General features: G+C 70.5%; 12 protein-coding genes. 7 read left to right on the top strand and 5 right to left on the bottom strand.

The genetic code is table 11. The features are described from left to right. Positions 1-34 precede the first annotated feature (34 nt). A complete protein-coding gene (locus tag AB0H36_RS04585; protein WP_360516422.1) occupies positions 35-1,714 on the bottom strand; it encodes a DUF2207 domain-containing protein in 1,680 nt (559 codons plus the stop codon). Positions 1,715-1,763: 49 nt separating this feature from the next. Between AB0H36_RS04585 and AB0H36_RS04580 the strand changes: the two genes are divergently transcribed. From AB0H36_RS04580 to AB0H36_RS04570, 3 genes are all read left to right on the top strand, one after another. After that, positions 1,764-2,984 carry a neutral zinc metallopeptidase gene (locus AB0H36_RS04580; RefSeq protein ID WP_360516419.1) on the top strand — a complete coding sequence of 407 codons (1,221 nt, stop codon included), beginning with the start codon at positions 1,764-1,766 and terminating at the stop codon, positions 2,982-2,984. Positions 2,985-3,041: 57 nt separating this feature from the next. Beyond that, positions 3,042-4,274, top strand: coding sequence for a neutral zinc metallopeptidase (locus tag AB0H36_RS04575; protein WP_360516416.1), 1,233 nt, complete (start codon positions 3,042-3,044; stop codon positions 4,272-4,274). Between the two features lie 1,280 nt (positions 4,275-5,554). Then, positions 5,555-6,550 carry a neutral zinc metallopeptidase gene (locus tag AB0H36_RS04570; protein WP_360516413.1) on the top strand — a complete coding sequence of 332 codons (996 nt, stop codon included), beginning with the start codon at positions 5,555-5,557 and terminating at the stop codon, positions 6,548-6,550. Positions 6,551-6,621: 71 nt separating this feature from the next. Here AB0H36_RS04570 and AB0H36_RS04565 read toward each other — a convergent pair whose 3' ends face one another. After that, entirely contained in the window at positions 6,622-8,322 is a 1,701-nt protein-coding gene (locus AB0H36_RS04565) for a DUF2207 domain-containing protein (protein ID WP_360516410.1), read from the bottom strand. A gap of 121 nt (positions 8,323-8,443) precedes the next feature. Between AB0H36_RS04565 and AB0H36_RS04560 the strand changes: the two genes are divergently transcribed. The 3 genes from AB0H36_RS04560 (at position 8,444) to AB0H36_RS04550 (ending at position 14,927) form a co-directional block, all read left to right on the top strand. Then, positions 8,444-9,532, top strand: coding sequence for a neutral zinc metallopeptidase (locus AB0H36_RS04560; RefSeq protein ID WP_360516407.1), 1,089 nt, complete (start codon positions 8,444-8,446; stop codon positions 9,530-9,532). A 113-nt stretch (positions 9,533-9,645) separates the two neighbouring features. Then, positions 9,646-13,572 carry a Pls/PosA family non-ribosomal peptide synthetase gene (locus AB0H36_RS04555; RefSeq protein ID WP_360516404.1) on the top strand — a complete coding sequence of 1,309 codons (3,927 nt, stop codon included), beginning with the start codon at positions 9,646-9,648 and terminating at the stop codon, positions 13,570-13,572. Further along, on the top strand, positions 13,572-14,927 hold the full coding sequence (locus AB0H36_RS04550) for a M1 family metallopeptidase (protein WP_360516401.1): 1,356 nt from the start codon (positions 13,572-13,574) through the stop codon (positions 14,925-14,927). The genes AB0H36_RS04555 and AB0H36_RS04550 overlap by 1 nt, the downstream gene beginning before the upstream one ends. Here AB0H36_RS04550 and AB0H36_RS04545 read toward each other — a convergent pair. Then, positions 14,893-15,759 carry a LysR family transcriptional regulator gene (locus AB0H36_RS04545; RefSeq protein ID WP_360516398.1) on the bottom strand — a complete coding sequence of 289 codons (867 nt, stop codon included), beginning with the start codon at positions 15,757-15,759 and terminating at the stop codon, positions 14,893-14,895. The two genes, AB0H36_RS04550 and AB0H36_RS04545, sit on opposite strands and share 35 nt — an antisense overlap. 70 nt (positions 15,760-15,829) lie before the next feature. On the opposite strand from AB0H36_RS04545, the gene AB0H36_RS04540 reads away from it, so the two are divergent. Further along, positions 15,830-16,807 (top strand): nitrilase family protein, encoded by a 978-nt coding sequence (locus AB0H36_RS04540; protein ID WP_360516395.1) that lies wholly within the window; start codon positions 15,830-15,832, stop codon positions 16,805-16,807. On the opposite strand, the gene ispF is transcribed toward AB0H36_RS04540, so the two are convergent. Beyond that, positions 16,801-17,271, bottom strand: coding sequence for a 2-C-methyl-D-erythritol 2,4-cyclodiphosphate synthase (gene ispF / locus AB0H36_RS04535; RefSeq protein WP_360516392.1), 471 nt, complete (start codon positions 17,269-17,271; stop codon positions 16,801-16,803). The two genes, AB0H36_RS04540 and ispF, sit on opposite strands and share 7 nt — an antisense overlap. Then, entirely contained in the window at positions 17,268-17,963 is a 696-nt protein-coding gene (ispD, locus tag AB0H36_RS04530; protein WP_360516389.1) for a 2-C-methyl-D-erythritol 4-phosphate cytidylyltransferase, read from the bottom strand. The genes ispF and ispD overlap by 4 nt, the downstream gene beginning before the upstream one ends. Positions 17,964-17,987: the final 24 nt, after the last annotated feature.

The raw sequence follows: 17,987 nt of genomic DNA, 5'->3' as shown, positions 1-17,987 counted from the left end.
GGGCGGTGTGGCGGGCGCCGTTCTCGACCTGGGCTCAGCGGGCGAACAGCGCGCCCGTGAGGTTCGTGGTGAGGTTGCGGAGCGAGTCCGGCAGGTACTGCAGGTGCCAGCCGCGCGGGCCGCGATACCAGGCGAAGCCCTCGTCCTCGTCGACGTCGTCGTCGGTCGCGACCAGCGCGTCGATCCAGCGCTCCGAGCCGCCGAGCACGACGGCGTACGGGAGAGCTCGCGAGCACAGCTCCGCGTGCTGGTCGTTCGGCAGCTCGCTGACGTCCATCTCGAGCAGCTCACCGCGGATCGCGGCGACCTGGCCGAGCACCCGGCCGGCGGCCGGAGCCTTGGCCGGCATGTAGCGGCCGACCACGATCAGGCCGACGCCGACGGCGGTGATCGCCAGGCCGACCAGGCCCCAGGTCGACAGCAGCGCGAGGAGGACGGTCAGCGCGACCCCCAGCACGGTGACGACGATCCCGATCGTCGCCCACAGCGAGCGGGTCCGGTCCGGCCGCTCGGTGAACCAGCCGCGCTTGACGACCCCGTCGTACAGGGCGTCCTGGACCTGGCCGAGGTTCGCCCGGACCTGGCGGCCGAGCTCGGAGACCAGCACCGAGTCGGAGTCGCCGAAGATCGCCCGGATCAGGACGTTCTCGTAGCGCTGCAGCTCCTCGGACGGGGCGTTCGCGACCCGGCGCAGCTCCCAGTCCGGCCGCGCGTACTCGGAGTCGTGCTCCTGCTCGATGATCGTGATGTGCCCGCGGACGGCCAGGTCGATGATCGTCGCGGTCACGTCGACCGGGTCGATCCGCTCGTCGATCAGGGTGCCCACCTCACCGGGCCGCAGGTTCGACGGCGGGGTGAAGTCGATCCGGGTGTCGTTGCCGAGGCTGAACAGCGACGCCGGTACGACGCGGCGCGGGTCGACGCGGTCCTTGCCACGGAGCCGGTAGAGCACCACCAGCGCGATCGCGCCGAGCAGCAGCAGGCCGAGCGCGGTCAGCAGCTGCGCGGTGTCGGTGGAGAAGGCGCGCTTGAGGCTCTTGCGGTACTCGACGATCGAGTTCGCGGCCACCTCGCCCTCGGGGAAGCCGACCGTCATCCGGACGGTGTTGCCCGGCGGCAGGCCCTGCTGCTGGAACGTCGGCCCGGCCGTCTCGCCGATCTGTGCCAGCGTGCACGGGGTGTTGCTGTCGACCGCGCCGGCGAAGCAGGAGACGTGGGTGACCTCCGGCGTGCTGAAGACGATGTTCGCCTGCTGGACGGTCAGGTTGATGCCGGTCAGCGGGGCGAACCGCACCTCGGTGCCGTTCAGCGTCTCGGCGACCGCGCCCTTGACCGTGTAGGTGAAGTCCAGTTGGGTGCTGCCGCTGACGTCCGCGACCGCGATCGAGGTGACGTTGTCGTTCGTGCTCAGCTCGGTCTGCTTGTCCTGGCCGCCGGCCGTGACCTTCAGGTCGGAGATCTGCTGCACATGGTCGACGTCGTCGGGCAACTGGTCGCGGGTCACCACGAATCGGGTGAACGTCCCGGTCACGTTGCTGAGCTTCCAGGTCTCGGAGACCTTGAGCAGGCCGTCGCGTTCGACCCGGATCTGGCTGTCGAAGTTGGTCACGACCGGGTCGGCGGCACCGTGGGAACCGGTCGCACCGGCCGGGACGCCGGTCAAGGCGGAGAGACCGAGGGCACACAGGGTTAGCCCGAGCAGACGTAGACGCATCGCCCAATCACACCGTATAGAGAGGGTCAGTTGACTCGGGCACCATATCGTGAGCAGCGCCGGGGGCAACGTGATCCTCGGCTCCGCTAGCGTCTGGCGGGTGTCAGGCAACCAGTGGGGACCACCAACTGGCCCACCACAGGGCCCCGGGCAGTACGGACCACCGCCGCAGCAGCCGGGTCAGTACGGCGCACCGCCGGCGTATTACGGTCCGCCCCAACAGCCGCAGTACTACGGTCCGCCGCAGGGCAGCCCGCAGTACGGATGGGGCCCGTTGCCCGGTGGTCAGCAGCCTGGCATGCCGCCGAAGAAGTCGAGCGGCGGCAAGATCGCGGTGGTCTTCGGGCTGCTCGCCGTACTGGGTGCGGCGGGTGTGTTCATTGCCATCAAGGCCACGCAGGGCGGGGACGACCCGTCGGTGGCGCAGCCGGTGGCCACGAGCGCTCCGACGTACTCCACGCCTTCGGTGCCGGTGGCAACCACCTCTCGGCCGACGATCCCGCCGCCGACCCGCGCCACGACAACCCGAACGACCTCGCCCAAGCCGGTCGAGGTCGACCCACTGCAGTTCGTTGCCGCGCACCGGCTCTACAAGACCGGTGTGATGCGGCCGGTGAACTGCAAGGAGTCGCGGGGCGGCCTTGCCAACGGGTCCAAGGCGCACGCGTACTACAAGGCGATCAAGGGCTGCCTGGACCGCGCCTGGCCGCGACAGGTGGCGGCGTCCGGCCGCACCTTCCGGTCGCCGGGCCTGGTGTCCTGGGTCGGCTCGGCGAACTCGCCGTGCGGCAACTCCGACCGGAGCCTGTCGTTCTACTGCCCGTCGAACCACACCATCTATATGGACGTGGCGGACGACGTGAAGTACTGGAGGCAGAACCAGCCGTTCACCCGCGCGCTGGCCACGCACACGGTGGCACACGAGTACGCGCACGCGGTCCAGCAGATGACCGGCATCCTGCCTGCGTTCTACCGGGTCCGGTACGACGCTCCGAACCAAGCGGCGAAGCTGCTGGTGAACCGGCGGATGGAACTCCAGGCGTCCTGCCTGGGCAACGCGTTCCTCGGAGCCAATCGGAACAGCTACCCGATCAAGGGCGAGCTGTACCGGCAGTGGCTGTGGGTGGTGACGCAGAGCGGGGACGTGTCGTACCTGCCGCGCGACCACGGCAGCAAGGCCAGCCACGGGGCCTGGAGCCGGGCCGCGTACGCCAGCCGCAACCTGGGCAAGTGCAACACGTTCACCGCCAGCCCAGCCAAGGTCAGCTAGCTCATCTGTTGAGCAGGGCAACGGTTGGTGGACCGGGGCTCGGATAGCGTCTGCCCCGTGTCAGGCAACCAGTGGGGCCCGCCGCCCGGGCCGCAGCAGCAGCCTCCCTACGGTGCACCCCACGGTGGACAGCCGTGGCAGCAGCCTCCGCAGTACGGCGGTCCGCCGCCGGGCGCGCCGTACCAGGGCATGCCTGCGCAGGGTCCGCCGTACGGGCAGCCGCAGTTCGGCTGGGGCGCGCCGCCTGGTGGGCCGGGTGGACCTGGTGGACCGCCGCGGAAGAAGGGTGGTGGCGGGGGCAAGGCTGTCCTTGTCGTGCTCGGCGTCGTGGCGCTCGGGGCGGTCGGCCTCTTTGGAGTCTCCAACGCGCTGAAGGGCGACGGCGACCCGTACACCAGCCCGACGTACGGGACCTCCAGCTACAGCCCGACGTACGGGCCGTCGAACAGCCCGTCGGTGTCGCCGACTCGGACGACCAGCGCGCCGGCCCGGACCACGACGCGGCCGACCGCGACCAAGCCGACGGCGCCGCGGACGACGTCCAAGCCGAAGCCGAAGCCCGGGCCGACCGACACCGACCTGGTGCTGCGCAACCAGCTGTACAAGGCCGGGGCGATGAAGGCGGTGAACTGCAAGGAGTCCAGGTCCCGCCCGTCGAACGTGTCGGGCGCGCGAGCCAACTACGCCAACCTGCTGAAGTGCCTGAACCGCTCGTGGCCGGCGCTGGTCGCCAAGTCCGGCGCCCGGTTCCGGCCGCCGACGGTGCAGCCGTTCAGCGGGACCGTCAGCACGCCGTGCGGGATGGGCAACGACTCCGGGCCGCCGTTCTACTGCGGCAGCAACGAGACCATCTACATGAACCTCAGCGAGGACATCGGCAACTACAACCGCTACCCGCAGGCGTACCAGAAGGTGTGGGCGCGGATGTGGATGCTGCACCAGTTCGCGCACGAGTACGGCCACCACGTCCAGAACCTGACCGGCATCCTCGCCGCCAACCACCGGATCCGGTACGAGGCCCCGACCCAGGCGCTGGAGCTGGAGGGCAGTCGGCGGCTCGAGCTGCAGGCGTCCTGCTTCGGCGACATCTTCATCGGGTCGAACCGGCGCACGTACCCGATCACCGGGGAGGCGCTGTTCCAGTGGAAGTGGCTGATCCTGCACTGGACCGACCACAACAACGACCACGGCGACGGGGTGAACCACCGGTACTGGGCGACCCGCGGGTTCAACAGCCGCAACCCCAGCGTGTGCAACACCTTCGCGGTGGGCTCTGCGAAGGTGCAGTAGGGCTGGTCGCTGTGCCTTTGGAACGGGTGCGGCACCTCACAACGTCATGACCGGGGCGGTGCGGCGGGGGAAGGAATTCGGAGTGGTCTCGGTCACGAGGCGGCGGGCTGCAGACGGCGACCTGCCGGGCTGGCTAGCCTGGTGCGCCCCGGATCCCGCAAAGTATGTCCGGGGACCTGCATCTGTCCGGGGGGATCTAACGACCGGGCGCGGCGTCGGCACCCCGAACAGCGCCGGATGCACCACCGTGACGGCTACACCCAGCAAGGTCGTGAGGAGTATCGATGTCGGACAACTGGAATCCACCCCCGGAGCGCGAACCGGCTGACGGCGACCAGCCGGCCGGTCCGCCGGAGCAGCCTGCCGGGGATGGCCAGTCGCGCAGGTGGTGGAGCGACAGCACGGACGCCAAGCGCGAGTTCCAGGACCCCAACCAGTCCCCGGACGAGCCCCCCGCCAACAACTGGTTCGGCCAAGGCTGGGAAGGCCGCCGCCCCCCAGGCCAGGACGACCCCTCCACCTGGCAAACCCACCCCAACCAATCCCGGCCAACCATGCCAGGCCCCAACCAGCCCCGCCCCGAGCAGCCGCGGACTGAGCAGTCCGGCGTGGACCAGCCCCGGCCTGAGCCCTCACGCCCTGACCAGGCTCGGCCCGACCAGTCCAGCCTGGACCAATCGCGCGCCGACCAGCCTCGTCCCGAGCAGCCCGGCCCCACGCAGCCCGGCCCTGCCGAGCCTGGTCCGGCCCAGTCCGGCTCTGCCCAACCCGGCCCAGCTCAGTCCGGCTCAGCCCAGTCCGGGTCGCAGTCGCGCCCGGGGCAGCCTGCTCCGTGGGCGCGTGAGCAGGGCCCAAGCCAGCCCGGCCCGCAGTCGGGTTCCGGTCGCCCCACTCCGCCGCCAGGCCCCAGCTGGTCCGGTCCGCACCCGGGTCCGAACCAGCCCGGTCCGCAGCAGGGTTCGACGTGGTCAGGTCCACAACCAGGTCCGAGCCAGTCCGGTCCCACCGCCAACCGACCTGCGCAGGGTCAGTTCGGTCCACCTCAACCCCGCTCGGGCCAGCCAGGTCCGGGACAGGCCGGGGGTGGGTTGGCGGGTTGGCAGCCTGGGGGTCCGGAGCGGGGTGAGTCTTCGGGGCCGCACTCGGAGGGGTCGTACCTTTGGGCGCCGTCGCAGCCGCCGCAGCAGCAGCCGCAGTCGCCGTGGAGTAATGCACTGCCGCCAAACCGGCAGCAGGGCGGGCCGCGGCACGCGGCTCCGCGTCAGCAGCAGATCGGTCCGATGGGTCAGCCGGTCCAGCAAGCCCCGACCTGGCAATACCCGCCGATCCCGATTCCGCAGCCACCCGGCCCCGGCCGCCGGCGCAAGCCGAGGACCCGCACCCGCGGTCTCCTGATCGGCCTCGTCGTACTCGCCGTGCTCGTCGTCGGATCCGGCGTCACGCTCCTGGTCCGCAACACCGGCAACGACACCCCACAGACGACCGACAGCCCCTCGCCGACGCAGAGCCAGTCAGAGTCGCCGTCCCCGAGCCCGACGCCGACCGAGGCCCCCGCACCGGCCGAGGACGAGATCCTCACCGCGAACAAGCTGTACACAGTCGGTCCGATCGCGGCCTCCAAGTGCGCCGAGCCGCCGTTCGCACCGGTCAACATCACCACCGCCCGGGCCTACTACGCCCGCCTACTTCCATGCCTCGACCGCACCTGGTCGCTGGCGCTGAAGAAGATCGGCGTCGGCTTCCGCTCCCCGAAGGCAGTCGTGTACGTCGGCAAGCTGTCCTCCCCCTGTGGCATGCAGCGCAGCGTCCGGTCGTCGTACTGCGCCGCGAACGCGACCATCTACATCCCGTTCACGGTGGACAACCGGTACTACCGGTCCAACCCGGTCTACGCGCGGGCGATCATGCTGAACACGTTCGCGCACGAGTACGGCCATCACGTCCAGAACCTGTCCGGCATCCTGATGGCCTCGGTGACCCGGCAGCAGAAGCTGACGCCGAACCAGAAGCTGCTGGAGAGCCGTCGCCGCGAACTGCAGGCCACCTGCCTCGGTGCGGCGTACCTGGGCGCCAACGCGGCGTTCATCCCGATGCGTAAGCCGCTGCTGGACAACTGGCGGTTCCTGATCGCCCACAGCGGTGACGACTACGCCCGCCCGCGGATCCACGACCACGGCAACCGCGTCAGCAACTACCAATGGTCGATTGCCGGGTACAACAGCAAGCAGCCCAACTCCTGCAACACCTTCACCGTCGACGAAGCCCGCGTGGCGTAGTCAGCGCCGTGTAGTCAGTCAACAGAGAAGCCCCGGATCCGCAGTGGATCCGGGGCTTCTCTGTGTTCGTCTCAGAACAGGCGGCGGGCCGTGGTGAGCGAGCCGCCGAACGAGGTGACGAAGTTGCTGAGCGACTCGCCGATGTCGGACAGGTGCCAGTTCTCCGGTCCGGAGTACCAGCCGATCCCGGCGTCCGGATCGTCGTCGTCATCGGTCGCCGCGATCTCCAACGCCCACTTCTCGGTCAGCCCGAGCACAGCGGCGTACGGGAGGCACCGGGACGCGAACTCGAGCCGGTGGCTGTGCGGCAGGTCGGCCGACGTCTCGTCGAGCAGGTACTGCTGCAGGCCGGCCACGCGTCCCAGCACGGCCGCACCACGCGCAGTGCGGGCCGGCGCGACCTGACCGACGAGCGCGAGCACCAGGCCGGCCAGCATCACCGCGAGGCCAACCAGTGCGTACTTGCTGACGATGGCAAGCACGATCGTCAGTACGACGCCCGCACCGAGCAGCACCACGCCCGCAGTGGTCCAGCGGTTCCGCACTGCGTCCGGCCGAGTGGTGAACCAGCCCTGCGTGACGACGTCGGCGTACAGCTGCTCACGCACCAGGTTGAGTCGCGGCCGCAGCGACGGGCCGAGCGCGGAGACGACCACCGAGTCGCCGTCCGCGAACACCGCGTCGAGCAGCGCCTTCTCGTACGGCAGCAGTTCGGGACCGCCCTGGTTGAGCCGGTGCAGCTCCCAGTCCAGCTTGCCGAACTGGCTCTGCCGCGGCAGCTCCACGATGGTCAGGTAGTTGCGTACGGCGAGGTCCAGCAGCGTCGCGGTGATGTCCACGACGTCGGCCGTCTCGTCGACCACGGTGCCGACCTGCCCCGGGCGAATACCGTCCGGCGCAGCGAACTGCGGCCCGTCCGAGCCGTCCAGCACCGGCCGCTCCGGCGCACCGCCACCAACCTTGTCCGCGTCGCGACCGCGGAAGAACCACAGCGCCGCGGCAGCAAGCAGCCCGAGGCCGAGCACGACCGCGGCGAGACCGAGCGTGCCCGAGTCGACCGTGAACGCCCGGCCGAGGCTCCAGCGGGTGCTGAACTCGGCGTTCGGCTGCACGGTCGCCTGGTCGCTCAGCCCGGTCAGGAAGGTCAGCCGTCCACCCGCGGGTACGCCGTTCTGGTCGATCTGCAGCGCCGCCGACTCGGCCAGCTGGGACGACGTGCACGGCATGCTCGAACCGACCCGGCCGGCGATGCACGTCACCCAGGTCGCGAACGGGACGTCGACGGTCACCGAGGCCTGCGGGATCGCCGTACCGAAGCCCTGCACGATCGGCCAGCTCACCTCGCGGCCCTCGGTGGACTCGGCCACCACGTTGTCCACGGTGTAGCTGTAGACGATCTTCGACTGACCGGACACGTCCAGCGTGAGCCGGCGGCCGTCGTCGATGCTCTCGTCCTGGAACCCCTGAGCCGGCTGGCCGTTCACGGTCGCCGACACGTCGCGGACGTCGTACGTCCGGTCCCGCTCGGCGTCGGCCCGGACCCGGGTGGCCAGGGTGCGGCTGAACGTCGCACTGCCCGCGGTCAGGTCGACTGTCTCCTTGACCTGCAGGACGCCGTCCTTGGTCAGCGTCGCCTGGGCGGAGTAAGCCGTGATCTGGTCGTCGGTGGCGCGCGTCGGCGCGGCCTGGGCCGGCAACATGCCGAGGGCAACGAACGGGGCGGTCAGGGACATCAGCAGGGCAGCCGGCAGGATGCGGCGCTTCAGTGACATGGGTCGAGAGTAGTCTCGTGCCGGTTCGTCCAGCGAACTCGAGTCAGGACCGTCCAGCGGCAGGAGGGCAACACCGGTGAGCAGCCCATACGGCTACGGGGGCCGGCCACAGGATCGGCCCGTGGGTCCACCGCCTGGCGTCCTCCCACCTCCGCAGGCCGCGCCGTATCCCCAGCAGCACGGGCAGTTCCAGGGCGGGCCAGGGCAGTTCCAGCCGGGGCCGCCGCCGGGACAGGCGCCGTACCCGGGTCAGTGGCCGCAGCCGTACTACGGGGGTCCTGGGCAGTTCAACGGGTTCCAGCCGCCGAAGCGCCGCGGTGGCGCGACCCGGCTGATCCTGTTCGGCTTCGCGATGCTCGTCATCGTCGGCGGCGCGCTGGCCGCGATCAGCGTGATCCTGACCGGCGGTGACAGCGACGACAACGCCGCCACTCCCGAGATCACCGGCCCTTCGATCGTGCCGACGCCGACCAGCAACCCGCAGAAGGGGTCCGCCGAGGACTACCTGCTCAACGCCCAGATCTACCGTACGGGCGCGCTGCCGGAGCAGAACTGCAAGGCCGCCAGCCTCGGCAGCGGCAACCTCGCGGCGCAGAAGGTCTACTACGAGAAGTTGTTCGCCTGCCTCAACGACGCCTGGCGGCCGATCTTCAAGGAGCTCGGCGAGGAGAAGGAGGACCCCGGCCTGGTCGTGTTCGACAAGCCGGTCGTGACCCCGTGCGGCAACTTCGCACCGCTGTCCGGTCGCGTCCTCGCCTTCTACTGCTACGGCAACTCGGTGATGTACACCGACGTCCAGCAGATGAACAAGGCGTTCGGCCCGCAGCAGGATCTCGCCTACCTGATGACGATCGCGCACGAGTACGGCCACCACGTCCAGGGCGTCACCGGGTTGTTCTACGCGCGAGCGGCGTACCTGCAGGACCATCCCGACAAGAAGCTCGAGTACTCCCGCCGCAACGAGCTCCAGGCCTCCTGCTTCGCCGGCGTCTTCAGCAAGGCCGTCGCGTCGACCTACCCGCTGACCGACCGCATGTCCGAGTTCCGCGAACAGTCCAGCAACAGCTTCGGCGAGTCTCCCAGCGCCCCCGAGGACGAACGCACCCACGGTCTCGCCACCAGCCAAGGCTTCTGGATCCAGAACGGCTTCAACATCTCCGAAAACAAGGCCTGCAACACCTACGCCGCCCGCACCGACCTGGTCAAGTGACCCACCCCCTGCGCTGACTTGTGGATTTCGGTCGTTCAGAGGGCTCTGGATCGACAGATTTCCACAAGTCGGCGAGTTGTCCGGGTGTTAACCCGGGGGCGTATTATCCGGGCGTGACGTTGCGACGCGGGGAGGCGGCGCCGCACGCGCGGACGCTGGTGGATGTGTTGCAGGAGACGGCTGCTGCGTTTGCGGACGAGCCGGCACTGGATGACGGCAGTGTGAGTCTGAGCTACCGGGAGCTGCTGGAGCAGACGGGGAAGTTCGCGGCACGGTTGACCGAGGGTGGGGTCGGGCCGGGCGACCGGGTCGGGGTGCGGATCTCGTCGGGTCACAACGACTTGTACGTCGCGATCCTCGGCACACTGCAGGCCGGGGCGGCGTACGTGCCGGTGGATGCGGACGATCCGGACGAGCGGGCGGAGCTCGTGTTCGGCGAGGCGTCCGTGGCGGCGATCGTCACCGACGACCTCGAGCTCACCTTGATGCGTCCGACGCCGGGACCGCTGCCGGACAACGACAACGCCGACGGGTACTACGACTATCCGTACTCGGCCCGCATGGACTCACCGCAGACCGCGGCACCCCGAGCCGACGGCCCCGAGCCGGGCGACGATGCGTGGATCATCTTCACCTCAGGCTCGACCGGCGTACCCAAGGGTGTCGCCGTCTCGCACCGATCGGCCGCGGCGTTCGTGGACGCGGAGGCGCGGATGTTCCTGCAGAAGGAGCCGATCGGCGCGGACGACCGGGTCCTCGCCGGCCTGTCGGTCGCGTTCGACGCGTCCTGTGAGGAGATGTGGCTGGCCTGGCGGCACGGGGCCTGCCTCGTCCCGGCGCCGCGGTCGCTCGTGCGTAGCGGTATGGACCTGGGCCCGTGGCTCGTCGCGCAGGGCATCACCATCGTGTCGACGGTGCCGACGCTTGCGGCGCTGTGGCCGCCGGACGCGCTCGACCAGGTGCGGCTGCTGATCTTCGGCGGTGAGGCCTGCCCGCCCGAGCTCGCCGAGCGCCTGGCGACCGACGGCCGCGAGGTCTGGAACACGTACGGCCCCACCGAGGCGACCGTGGTCGCTTGTGGCGCGCAGCTGACCGGCGAGGGACCGGTCCGGATCGGCCTCCCGCTGGACGGCTGGGACCTCGCCGTGGTCGATGCCGAAGGCAACGAGGTGGAAGAGGGCCAGATCGGTGAGCTGATCATCGGCGGTGTCGGCCTGGCCCGGTACCTGGACCCGGCGAAGGACGCGGAGAAGTTCGCCCCGATGCCGACACTCGGCTGGGACCGCGCGTACCGCAGCGGCGACCTGGTCCGGTACGAGCCCGAGGGACTGCTGTTCCAGGGTCGCGCGGACGAGCAGGTCAAGCTCGGCGGTCGCCGGATCGAGCTCGGCGAGGTCGACGCCGCCCTGCAGGCGTTGCCCAGCGTGTCCGGTGCAGCCGCCGCGGTCCGCGCCAGCGCCGCGGGGAATCAGTTGCTCGTCGGGTACGTCGTACCAGAAGACCCCACGCACTTCGACCAGCAAGCGGCCACCGAGCAGCTCCGCAAGGCCCTGCCCGCGGCGCTCGTCCCGCTGATCGCCGTCGTCGACACGTTGCCGACCAGGACGTCCGGCAAGGTGGACCGCAACGCGCTCCCCTGGCCGCTGGAGAACCTGGACACCGAGGGTCCCGCAGCCGAGCTCGAGGGCACGGCGGGATGGCTGGCGGAGCGTTGGACGAAGGTCCTCGGCGCGAAGGTCACCGGACCCGACAACGACTTCTTCCTGCACGGCGGCGGCAGCCTGGCCGCCGCACAACTGGTGTCGGCCCTGCGCGAGCGCTACCCGGACGTCACGGTCGGAGACATCTACGAGTACCCCCGGCTCGGGGCGCTCGCGGACCGGCTCGACGAGGCGACCCCGATGGTCGCCGAGCCCGTCGAGCTCCGCGAGATCCGGCCGACGCCGCGGGCGACCCAGCTCCTGCAGACCGCGCTGACGCTCATCCTGCAGACCGTCGTCGGCGTCCGCTGGCTCGTCTACCTGTTCACGCTGAACAACCTGCTCGCCGAGTTCGCCGGCCCGCTGCCCTGGCTGCGGACCGTGTCCTGGTGGTGGATCCTGGCCGGCTGGCTGATCCTGATCACGCCGGCCGGGCGGATGGGGATCGCCGTCGTCGGGGCCCGCATCCTGCTGCACAACCTGAAACCCGGCACGTACCCAAGGGGCGGCAACGTCCACGTCCGGCTGTGGGCGGCCGAGAACCTCGCGGACGCCGCCGGCGCCGCCAACCTCGCCGGCGCACCCTGGATCGCCTACTACGCGAGAGCCCTCGGCGCGAAGATCGGCCGCGGCGTCGACCTGCACACGCTGCCACCGGTGACCGGCATGCTGACCATGGGCCGCGGCGCCTCGATCGAGCCCGAGGTCGACCTGGCCGGCTACTGGATCGACGGCGACCAACTGCACGTCGGCCCGGTGACCGTCGGCGCCGAGGCGGTCGTCGGCTCGCGCAGTACGCTCCTGCCCGGCGCGGAGATCGGCCGGAACGCCGAGATCGCCGCCGGCTCGGCCGTGTCCGGCAAGGTGCCCGCGAGCGAGCGCTGGTCCGGCTCCCCCGCGACCCGCATCGGCCGAGCGCGGCACCCCTGGCCCGACCACCGCCCGAGCCGCGCGCCGTGGTGGGTCCTCGCGTACGGCGCTCAGTCCGCCCTCATGTCGTTGCTCCCGGTGGCCGCGGCCGCGGCGGCCCTCGTCGTACTGGGCAATGCGCTCGAAGGCACGACGACGCTGCAGGCTGCAGCCCTCGAAGGGCTCAAGGCCGTGCCGCTGATGACGGTCGTCGGCTTCGCGACGCTGGCCGTGCTGACGCTGATCGGCGTACGGCTGCTCGGCATCGGCATCAAGCCCGGCCACTACCCCGTCCGGAGCCGGATCGGGTGGCAGGTGTGGGCGACCGAGCGGCTGCTGGACGCGGCCCGCACTCTGCTCTTCCCGCTGTACGCCAGCCTGCTGACGCCGTGGTGGCTGCGCGCGCTCGGTGCGAAGGTCGGCCGCGACGTCGAGGCGTCGACGGTGCTCCTGCTGCCGAAGATGACCACCGTCGGTGAGGGCGCGTTCCTGGCCGACGACACGATGATCGCGTCGTACGAACTGGGCGGCGGCTGGCTGCACGTGGCCGGCGCGAAGGTCGGCAAGCGCGCGTTCCTCGGCAACTCCGGCATGACGGCACCGGGTCGCAGCGTGCCGAAGAACGGCCTCGTCGCGGTGCTGAGCGCGGCCCCGAAGAAGTCCAAGGCCGGTACGTCGTGGCTCGGATCGCCGCCCGTGAAGCTGCGGCGCCAGGCGGTCGGGGGCGACCAGAGCCGGACCTTCAACCCGCCGGGCAAGCTGAAGGTCGCCCGGGCGCTGGTCGAGCTGTGCCGGTTCGTGCCGATGATGTGCACGGTGGCGATCGCGCTCGGCGTGCTGTTCACCTTGCAGGCGCTGGACGTGGGGATCGGCCCGTGGTGGACCGTTCTGCTGTCCGGTGCGGTGATCCTCGCCGCCGGCGCGGTCGCGGGCGGGATGGCGACGGTTGCCAAGTGGCTGATCGTCGGCCGGACCCGAGCGGTCGAGTACCCGTTGTGGAGCTCGTTCGTCTGGCGCAACGAGGTGGTAGACAGCTTCGTCGAGCTGGTCGCCGCGCCCTGGTTCGCCAACGCCGCCGCCGGCACGCCGGTCCTCAACCTCTGGCTGCGGACGCTCGGGGCCAAGATCGGCAAGGGTGTCTGGTGCGAGACGTACTGGTTGCCGGAGGCCGATCTGGTCACCCTCGGCGACGGCGCCACGGTGAATCGCGGTTGCGTGCTGCAGACGCACCTGTTTCATGATCGAGTTCTCTCCATGAGCACAGTCACCTTCGGGCCGGGAGCGACCCTCGGGCCCCACGGCATCGTCCTGCCGGCCGCCAGTGTGGGAGCAGGAGCTACCATCGGGCCGGTGTCTCTCGTGATGCGTGGTGAAGGTGTGCCCGCCGGGACGCGCTGGGCCGGAAACCCGATCGCACCCTGGCAGGGCTGATGGTTGCCCGCAACATCGGGCAGCCCGGGGCGTCCAGTGCAGGCGACCCGTACGTGTCCTCGCACGGCAACGGCGGCTACCACGTCGAGTCCTACGAGCTCGACCTCGACTACCGGGTCAACAGCAACCGGCTGACCGGCAAGGCGACCATCACCGCGGTGGCCAACCAGGCGCTGTCCCGGATCAGCTTCGACCTGGCCGGACTGCGGGTGTCGAAGGTGTCGGTGAACGGCCGCCGGCCGCAGCGCTACACGCACCGGGCCGGCAAGCTGCACATCTCGGCGAACATCATGGACGGCGCCGAGTTCGTCGTCGACGTCCAGTACGCCGGGAATCCCAAGCCGGAGGACAGTCCGTGGGGTGAGCTGGGCTGGGAGGAGCTCACCGAGGGCGTGATCGTCGCCAGCCAGCCGAGTGGCGCGGCGACCTGGTTCCCCTGCAACGACCACCCCGGCGACAAGGCCCACTACCGGATCTCGGTCACCACCGACTCGCCGTACCACGTGGTCGCGAACGGGCGGCTGGTGTCCCGCCGGGTGAAGGCCAGCCGGACCACCTGGGTCTACGACCAGGCTGCGCCGATGGCGACGTACCTGGCGACCGTGCAGATCGGCCGGTACGACGCGATCGAGCTGGCCGCGTCACCCGTGACGACACGCGCTGTCCTTCCCACCTCGTTGACGCGCAACGCCCGAGTGGATCTCGGCCGGCAGCAGGACATGATGAAGCTGTTCTGCCGGCTGTTCGGGCCGTACCCGTTCGGCGCCTACACGGTCGTGGTCACCGATGACCCGTTGGAGATTCCGCTGGAGGCGCAGGGCATCTCGGTGTTCGGCAGCAACCATCTCGACGGCCGGCGCGGGTCCGAGCGGCTGGTCGCGCACGAGCTCGCGCACCAGTGGTTCGGCAACAGCCTGACGCCCGCGAGCTGGCAGCACATCTGGCTGAACGAAGGATTCGCCTGCTACGCAGAGTGGCTGTGGTCTGAGGCATCGGGTGGCCTGACCGCGACGCAGCAGGTGTCGAAGGCGCACACGCGGTTGCGGGGCCTGCCGCAGGACCTGCTGCTGTCGGATCCCGGTCCGGAGCTGATGTTCGACGACCGCCTCTACAAGCGTGGCGCGATCACCCTGCACGCGCTGCGCCAGCACCTCGGCGACGACGCGTTCTTCGAGCTGCTGCGGACCTGGACCAGGACCTACCGGCACGGCTCGGTGACCACGGACGACTTCATCACAATGGCCGTGTCCTACAGCCCGGACGAGGACGCCGTACGCGAGCTGTTCGAACAGTGGCTGGACGCAACGGATCTGCCGGCGCTCAAGACGACCGGGCGACCTCGGCAGCGGCCTTGACGAAGCGCTCGGTGAGCGGGGTCCGCGTGGCCCAGGCCGTACCGATCCACCAGGTTGCGGCCCGGCCGCTCAGTGGCACGAGACGGAGCCCCGACGGCGCGATCCGCTCGGCCGACACCGGTACGACGGCCGGCCCGGCGCCAGCCGCGACCAGAGCCAGCACGGTCTGCAGGTCGGCCGCCTCCTGAAGGACACCGGGATGGCAACCGAGCTCGGCGTACAGCCCCTGGATCTGCGCGGTCAGCCCCGGACCGCGCGCCGGGACGAGCCGGACGAGTGGCCGCCCGTCGAGCCAGGAACCGACATCACGCGGTACGTCGACACCGTCAGCGACCGCGAGAGCGAGCCGGTCGCGTCGTAACCGCAGGTGTTCAAGGCCGGCCGGCACCGGCAGCCGGACGAATCCGATCTGCAGGCTGCCCGCGAGCAGCCGCTCGCACTGGACCGCCGACGACATGTCGTCCAGTGACACTGCGACACCAGGCCAACGGCTGCGGAAGAGCGCGACCGACCGTGGCGCGAGGTCGATCCCGGACAACCCGAACCCGATCGCCAGCGACCCCTCGCTACCCGCTGCGACCAGCGCCGCCCGCCGATCGAACGCCTCGGCTCGGTCCAGCAACTCCAGAGCGTCAGGAAGCAGCAGCTCCCCGGCCGGGGTCAGCCGGGCGCCGTGCCGGCCGCGGCTGAACAGGACCGAGCCGACCCGCCGCTCGAGCACCTGGATCTGCTTGGTCAGCGCGGGCTGGCTGGTCGACAACTCCTCGGCCGCGGCCCCGAAGTTGTGCAGCCGGGCGACCGTGACGAACGCCCGGAGCAGTCGGAGATCCATAACTCCACGATATGGAATCTGACCAAACAACTATTGGACGTGATGGAACGGTCGGCGTTTCGATAGGGGTATGAACTTCTTTCGGAGCGCCGTCGTCCAGTTCGAGCCGGTGCCGGACCAGCCGGCCGCCAACCTCGCGATCGTCGAGCGGCTAGCCCGCCAGGCAGTGGCCGACGGCGCCAAGCTGGTGGTCTTCCCGGAGATGTGCCTGCTCGGCTACTGGCACCTCCGCCGGCACACCGCCGAGCGGCTGCACGAGCTCGCCTCGCCCGCGGACGGGCCGCTGGTCGACCGGGTCCTCGCCCTGGCCAAGGAGCTGGACGCCGGGATCGGCGTCGGGTTCCTGGAGGATGCCGACGGCAAGCTCTTCAACTCGTACGCCGTCTGCCTGCCGACCGGAGCAGTCCACGTGCACCGGAAGCTGCATGCGTTCGAGCACGAGGCGATCGCCAGCGGGTCGTCGTACACGGTGTTCGACACGCCTTGGGGGTTCCGGGCCGGGATCCTGATCTGCTGGGACAACAACCTGGTCGAGAACGTCCGGATCACCGCGTTGCTCGGAGCAACCGTCCTGCTGGCGCCGCACCAGACCGGCGGCACCAGCTCCCGCAGCCCGCACGGGATGAAGCCGATCCCGCTGGAGGTCTGGGAGCGCGGGGACCGGACCGAGCTGGAGGCCGCGTTCAACGGCCCGAACGGGCGCGGCTGGCTGCTGCGCTGGCTGCCGGCGCGGGCGCACGACAACGGCCTGTTCGTGCTGTTCAGCAACGGGGTCGGCCGGGACGACGACGAGGTCCGCACCGGCAACGCGATGATCCTGGACCCGTACGGCCGGATCGTCGCCGAGACCCCGGTGCCGGCCGAGTCCGTGGTGGTCGCCGACCTCGACCTGGACCTGGTGCCGCTGGCAACCGGCCGCCGCTGGCTCCGCGGCCGGCGTCCCGAGTTGTACGGCGTCCTGACACAACCGACCGGGGACGAGCTGGACCCGCGGGCCGCCCGGTTCTCACCCGATCCGGTGAGCCTGCGAACGCTGGACGGTCAGTAGACGAGCGCGGTGGCGATGGCCGCGACGCCTTCGCCGCGGCCGGTCAGGCCGAGCCCGTCGGTCGTCGTCGCACTCACCGAGACCTCGGCGTCGCACGCGGCGCTCATCGCCTTCTCGGCCTCCTCGCGGCGACCGGCGAACCGCGGCCGGTTGCAGATGATCTGCACCGACACGTTCCCGATCTCGAACCCCGCGGCGCGCACCCGGCGAGCGGCCTCGGCCAGCAGCGCGGCCCCCGAAGCACCGGCCCACTCGGGCTCCGACGTACCGAAGTTGGACCCCAGGTCGCCCAGCCGCGCCGCGCTGAGCAGCGCATCGCAGACCGCGTGCGCCGCCACGTCGCCGTCCGAGTGCCCCGTCGGTCCGGACGTCTCCTCCGGCCACAGCAACCCGGCCAGCCACATCGGCCGGCCCGCTTCCAGCGGATGGACGTCGACGCCGGTCCCGACCCTGGGAACCTTCACGTCAGCCTCCTGTCCGCCAGTAACGCCTCGGCCAGCAGCAGGTCCCGCGGCCGTGTCACCTTGAACGCGTCCTCGGACCCTTCGACCGTCAGCACGGTCACGCCGAGCCGCTCACACAGCATCGCGTCATCCGTCGCCCCGGTGCCACCGGCCGCATGCGCACGACGCAGCACCGCGGGGTCGAACCCCTGCGGCGTCTGTACGGCGACCAGCGTCGAGCGATCGGGCGTGTCCACGACCTCGCCGGCCCCGGAGACCTGCTTGATCGTGTCCGTCACCGGCACCGCCGGTACGACGGCCGCGGCCCCGCCACGCACCGCCTCGACCACCCGCTCGACGACCGCCGCCGGGACGAAGGCCCGGGCCGCGTCGTGGACCAGGATGCAGTCGATCCCGTCGGCCGGGACCAGGTCCAGGGCCGCCCGGACCGAGTCGGCCCGCTCGACGCCACCCGGGACCACGAGCAGCCGGGCGGCACCGGCGTACGGCTCGAGCTCCTTGTGGACCGCGTCCTCGGTGCCGGGTGGAACGGCGACCACAAAACACGTGAGGTCGGCGGCGGTCGCTGCCCGCAGTCCACGAACGGCGTGGACCAGCAGCGATTCGCCACCGACCTCTCGAAATGCCTTCGGGGTCTCACCACCGAGCCGGAGCCCGAGACCGGCCGCCGGGATGATGGCCGCGGTGCTCATCGGGAGCAGTCCGCGCAGGGCGGC

This window comes from Kribbella sp. NPDC050820 (assembly GCF_040653975.1).
In the GTDB taxonomy this organism is placed as follows: Bacteria; Actinomycetota; Actinomycetes; order Propionibacteriales; family Kribbellaceae; genus Kribbella.
This window is presented reverse-complemented; position numbering and strand designations above follow the sequence as displayed.

What these genes read in the sequence shown, in the direction of transcription:
- AB0H36_RS04585 (WP_360516422.1), bottom strand. Translation starts at nt 1,714, where the DNA reads ATGCGTCTACGTCTGCTCGGGCTAACCCTGTGTGCCCTCGGTCTCTCC.
- AB0H36_RS04545 (WP_360516398.1), bottom strand. Translation starts at nt 15,759, where the DNA reads ATGGATCTCCGACTGCTCCGGGCGTTCGTCACGGTCGCCCGGCTGCAC.
- AB0H36_RS04540 (WP_360516395.1), top strand. Translation starts at nt 15,830, where the DNA reads ATGAACTTCTTTCGGAGCGCCGTCGTCCAGTTCGAGCCGGTGCCGGAC.
- AB0H36_RS04565 (WP_360516410.1), bottom strand. Translation starts at nt 8,322, where the DNA reads ATGTCACTGAAGCGCCGCATCCTGCCGGCTGCCCTGCTGATGTCCCTG.
- AB0H36_RS04550 (WP_360516401.1), top strand. Translation starts at nt 13,572, where the DNA reads ATGGTTGCCCGCAACATCGGGCAGCCCGGGGCGTCCAGTGCAGGCGAC.
- ispD (WP_360516389.1), bottom strand. Translation starts at nt 17,963, where the DNA reads ATGAGCACCGCGGCCATCATCCCGGCGGCCGGTCTCGGGCTCCGGCTC.
- AB0H36_RS04570 (WP_360516413.1), top strand. Translation starts at nt 5,555, where the DNA reads ATGGGTCAGCCGGTCCAGCAAGCCCCGACCTGGCAATACCCGCCGATC.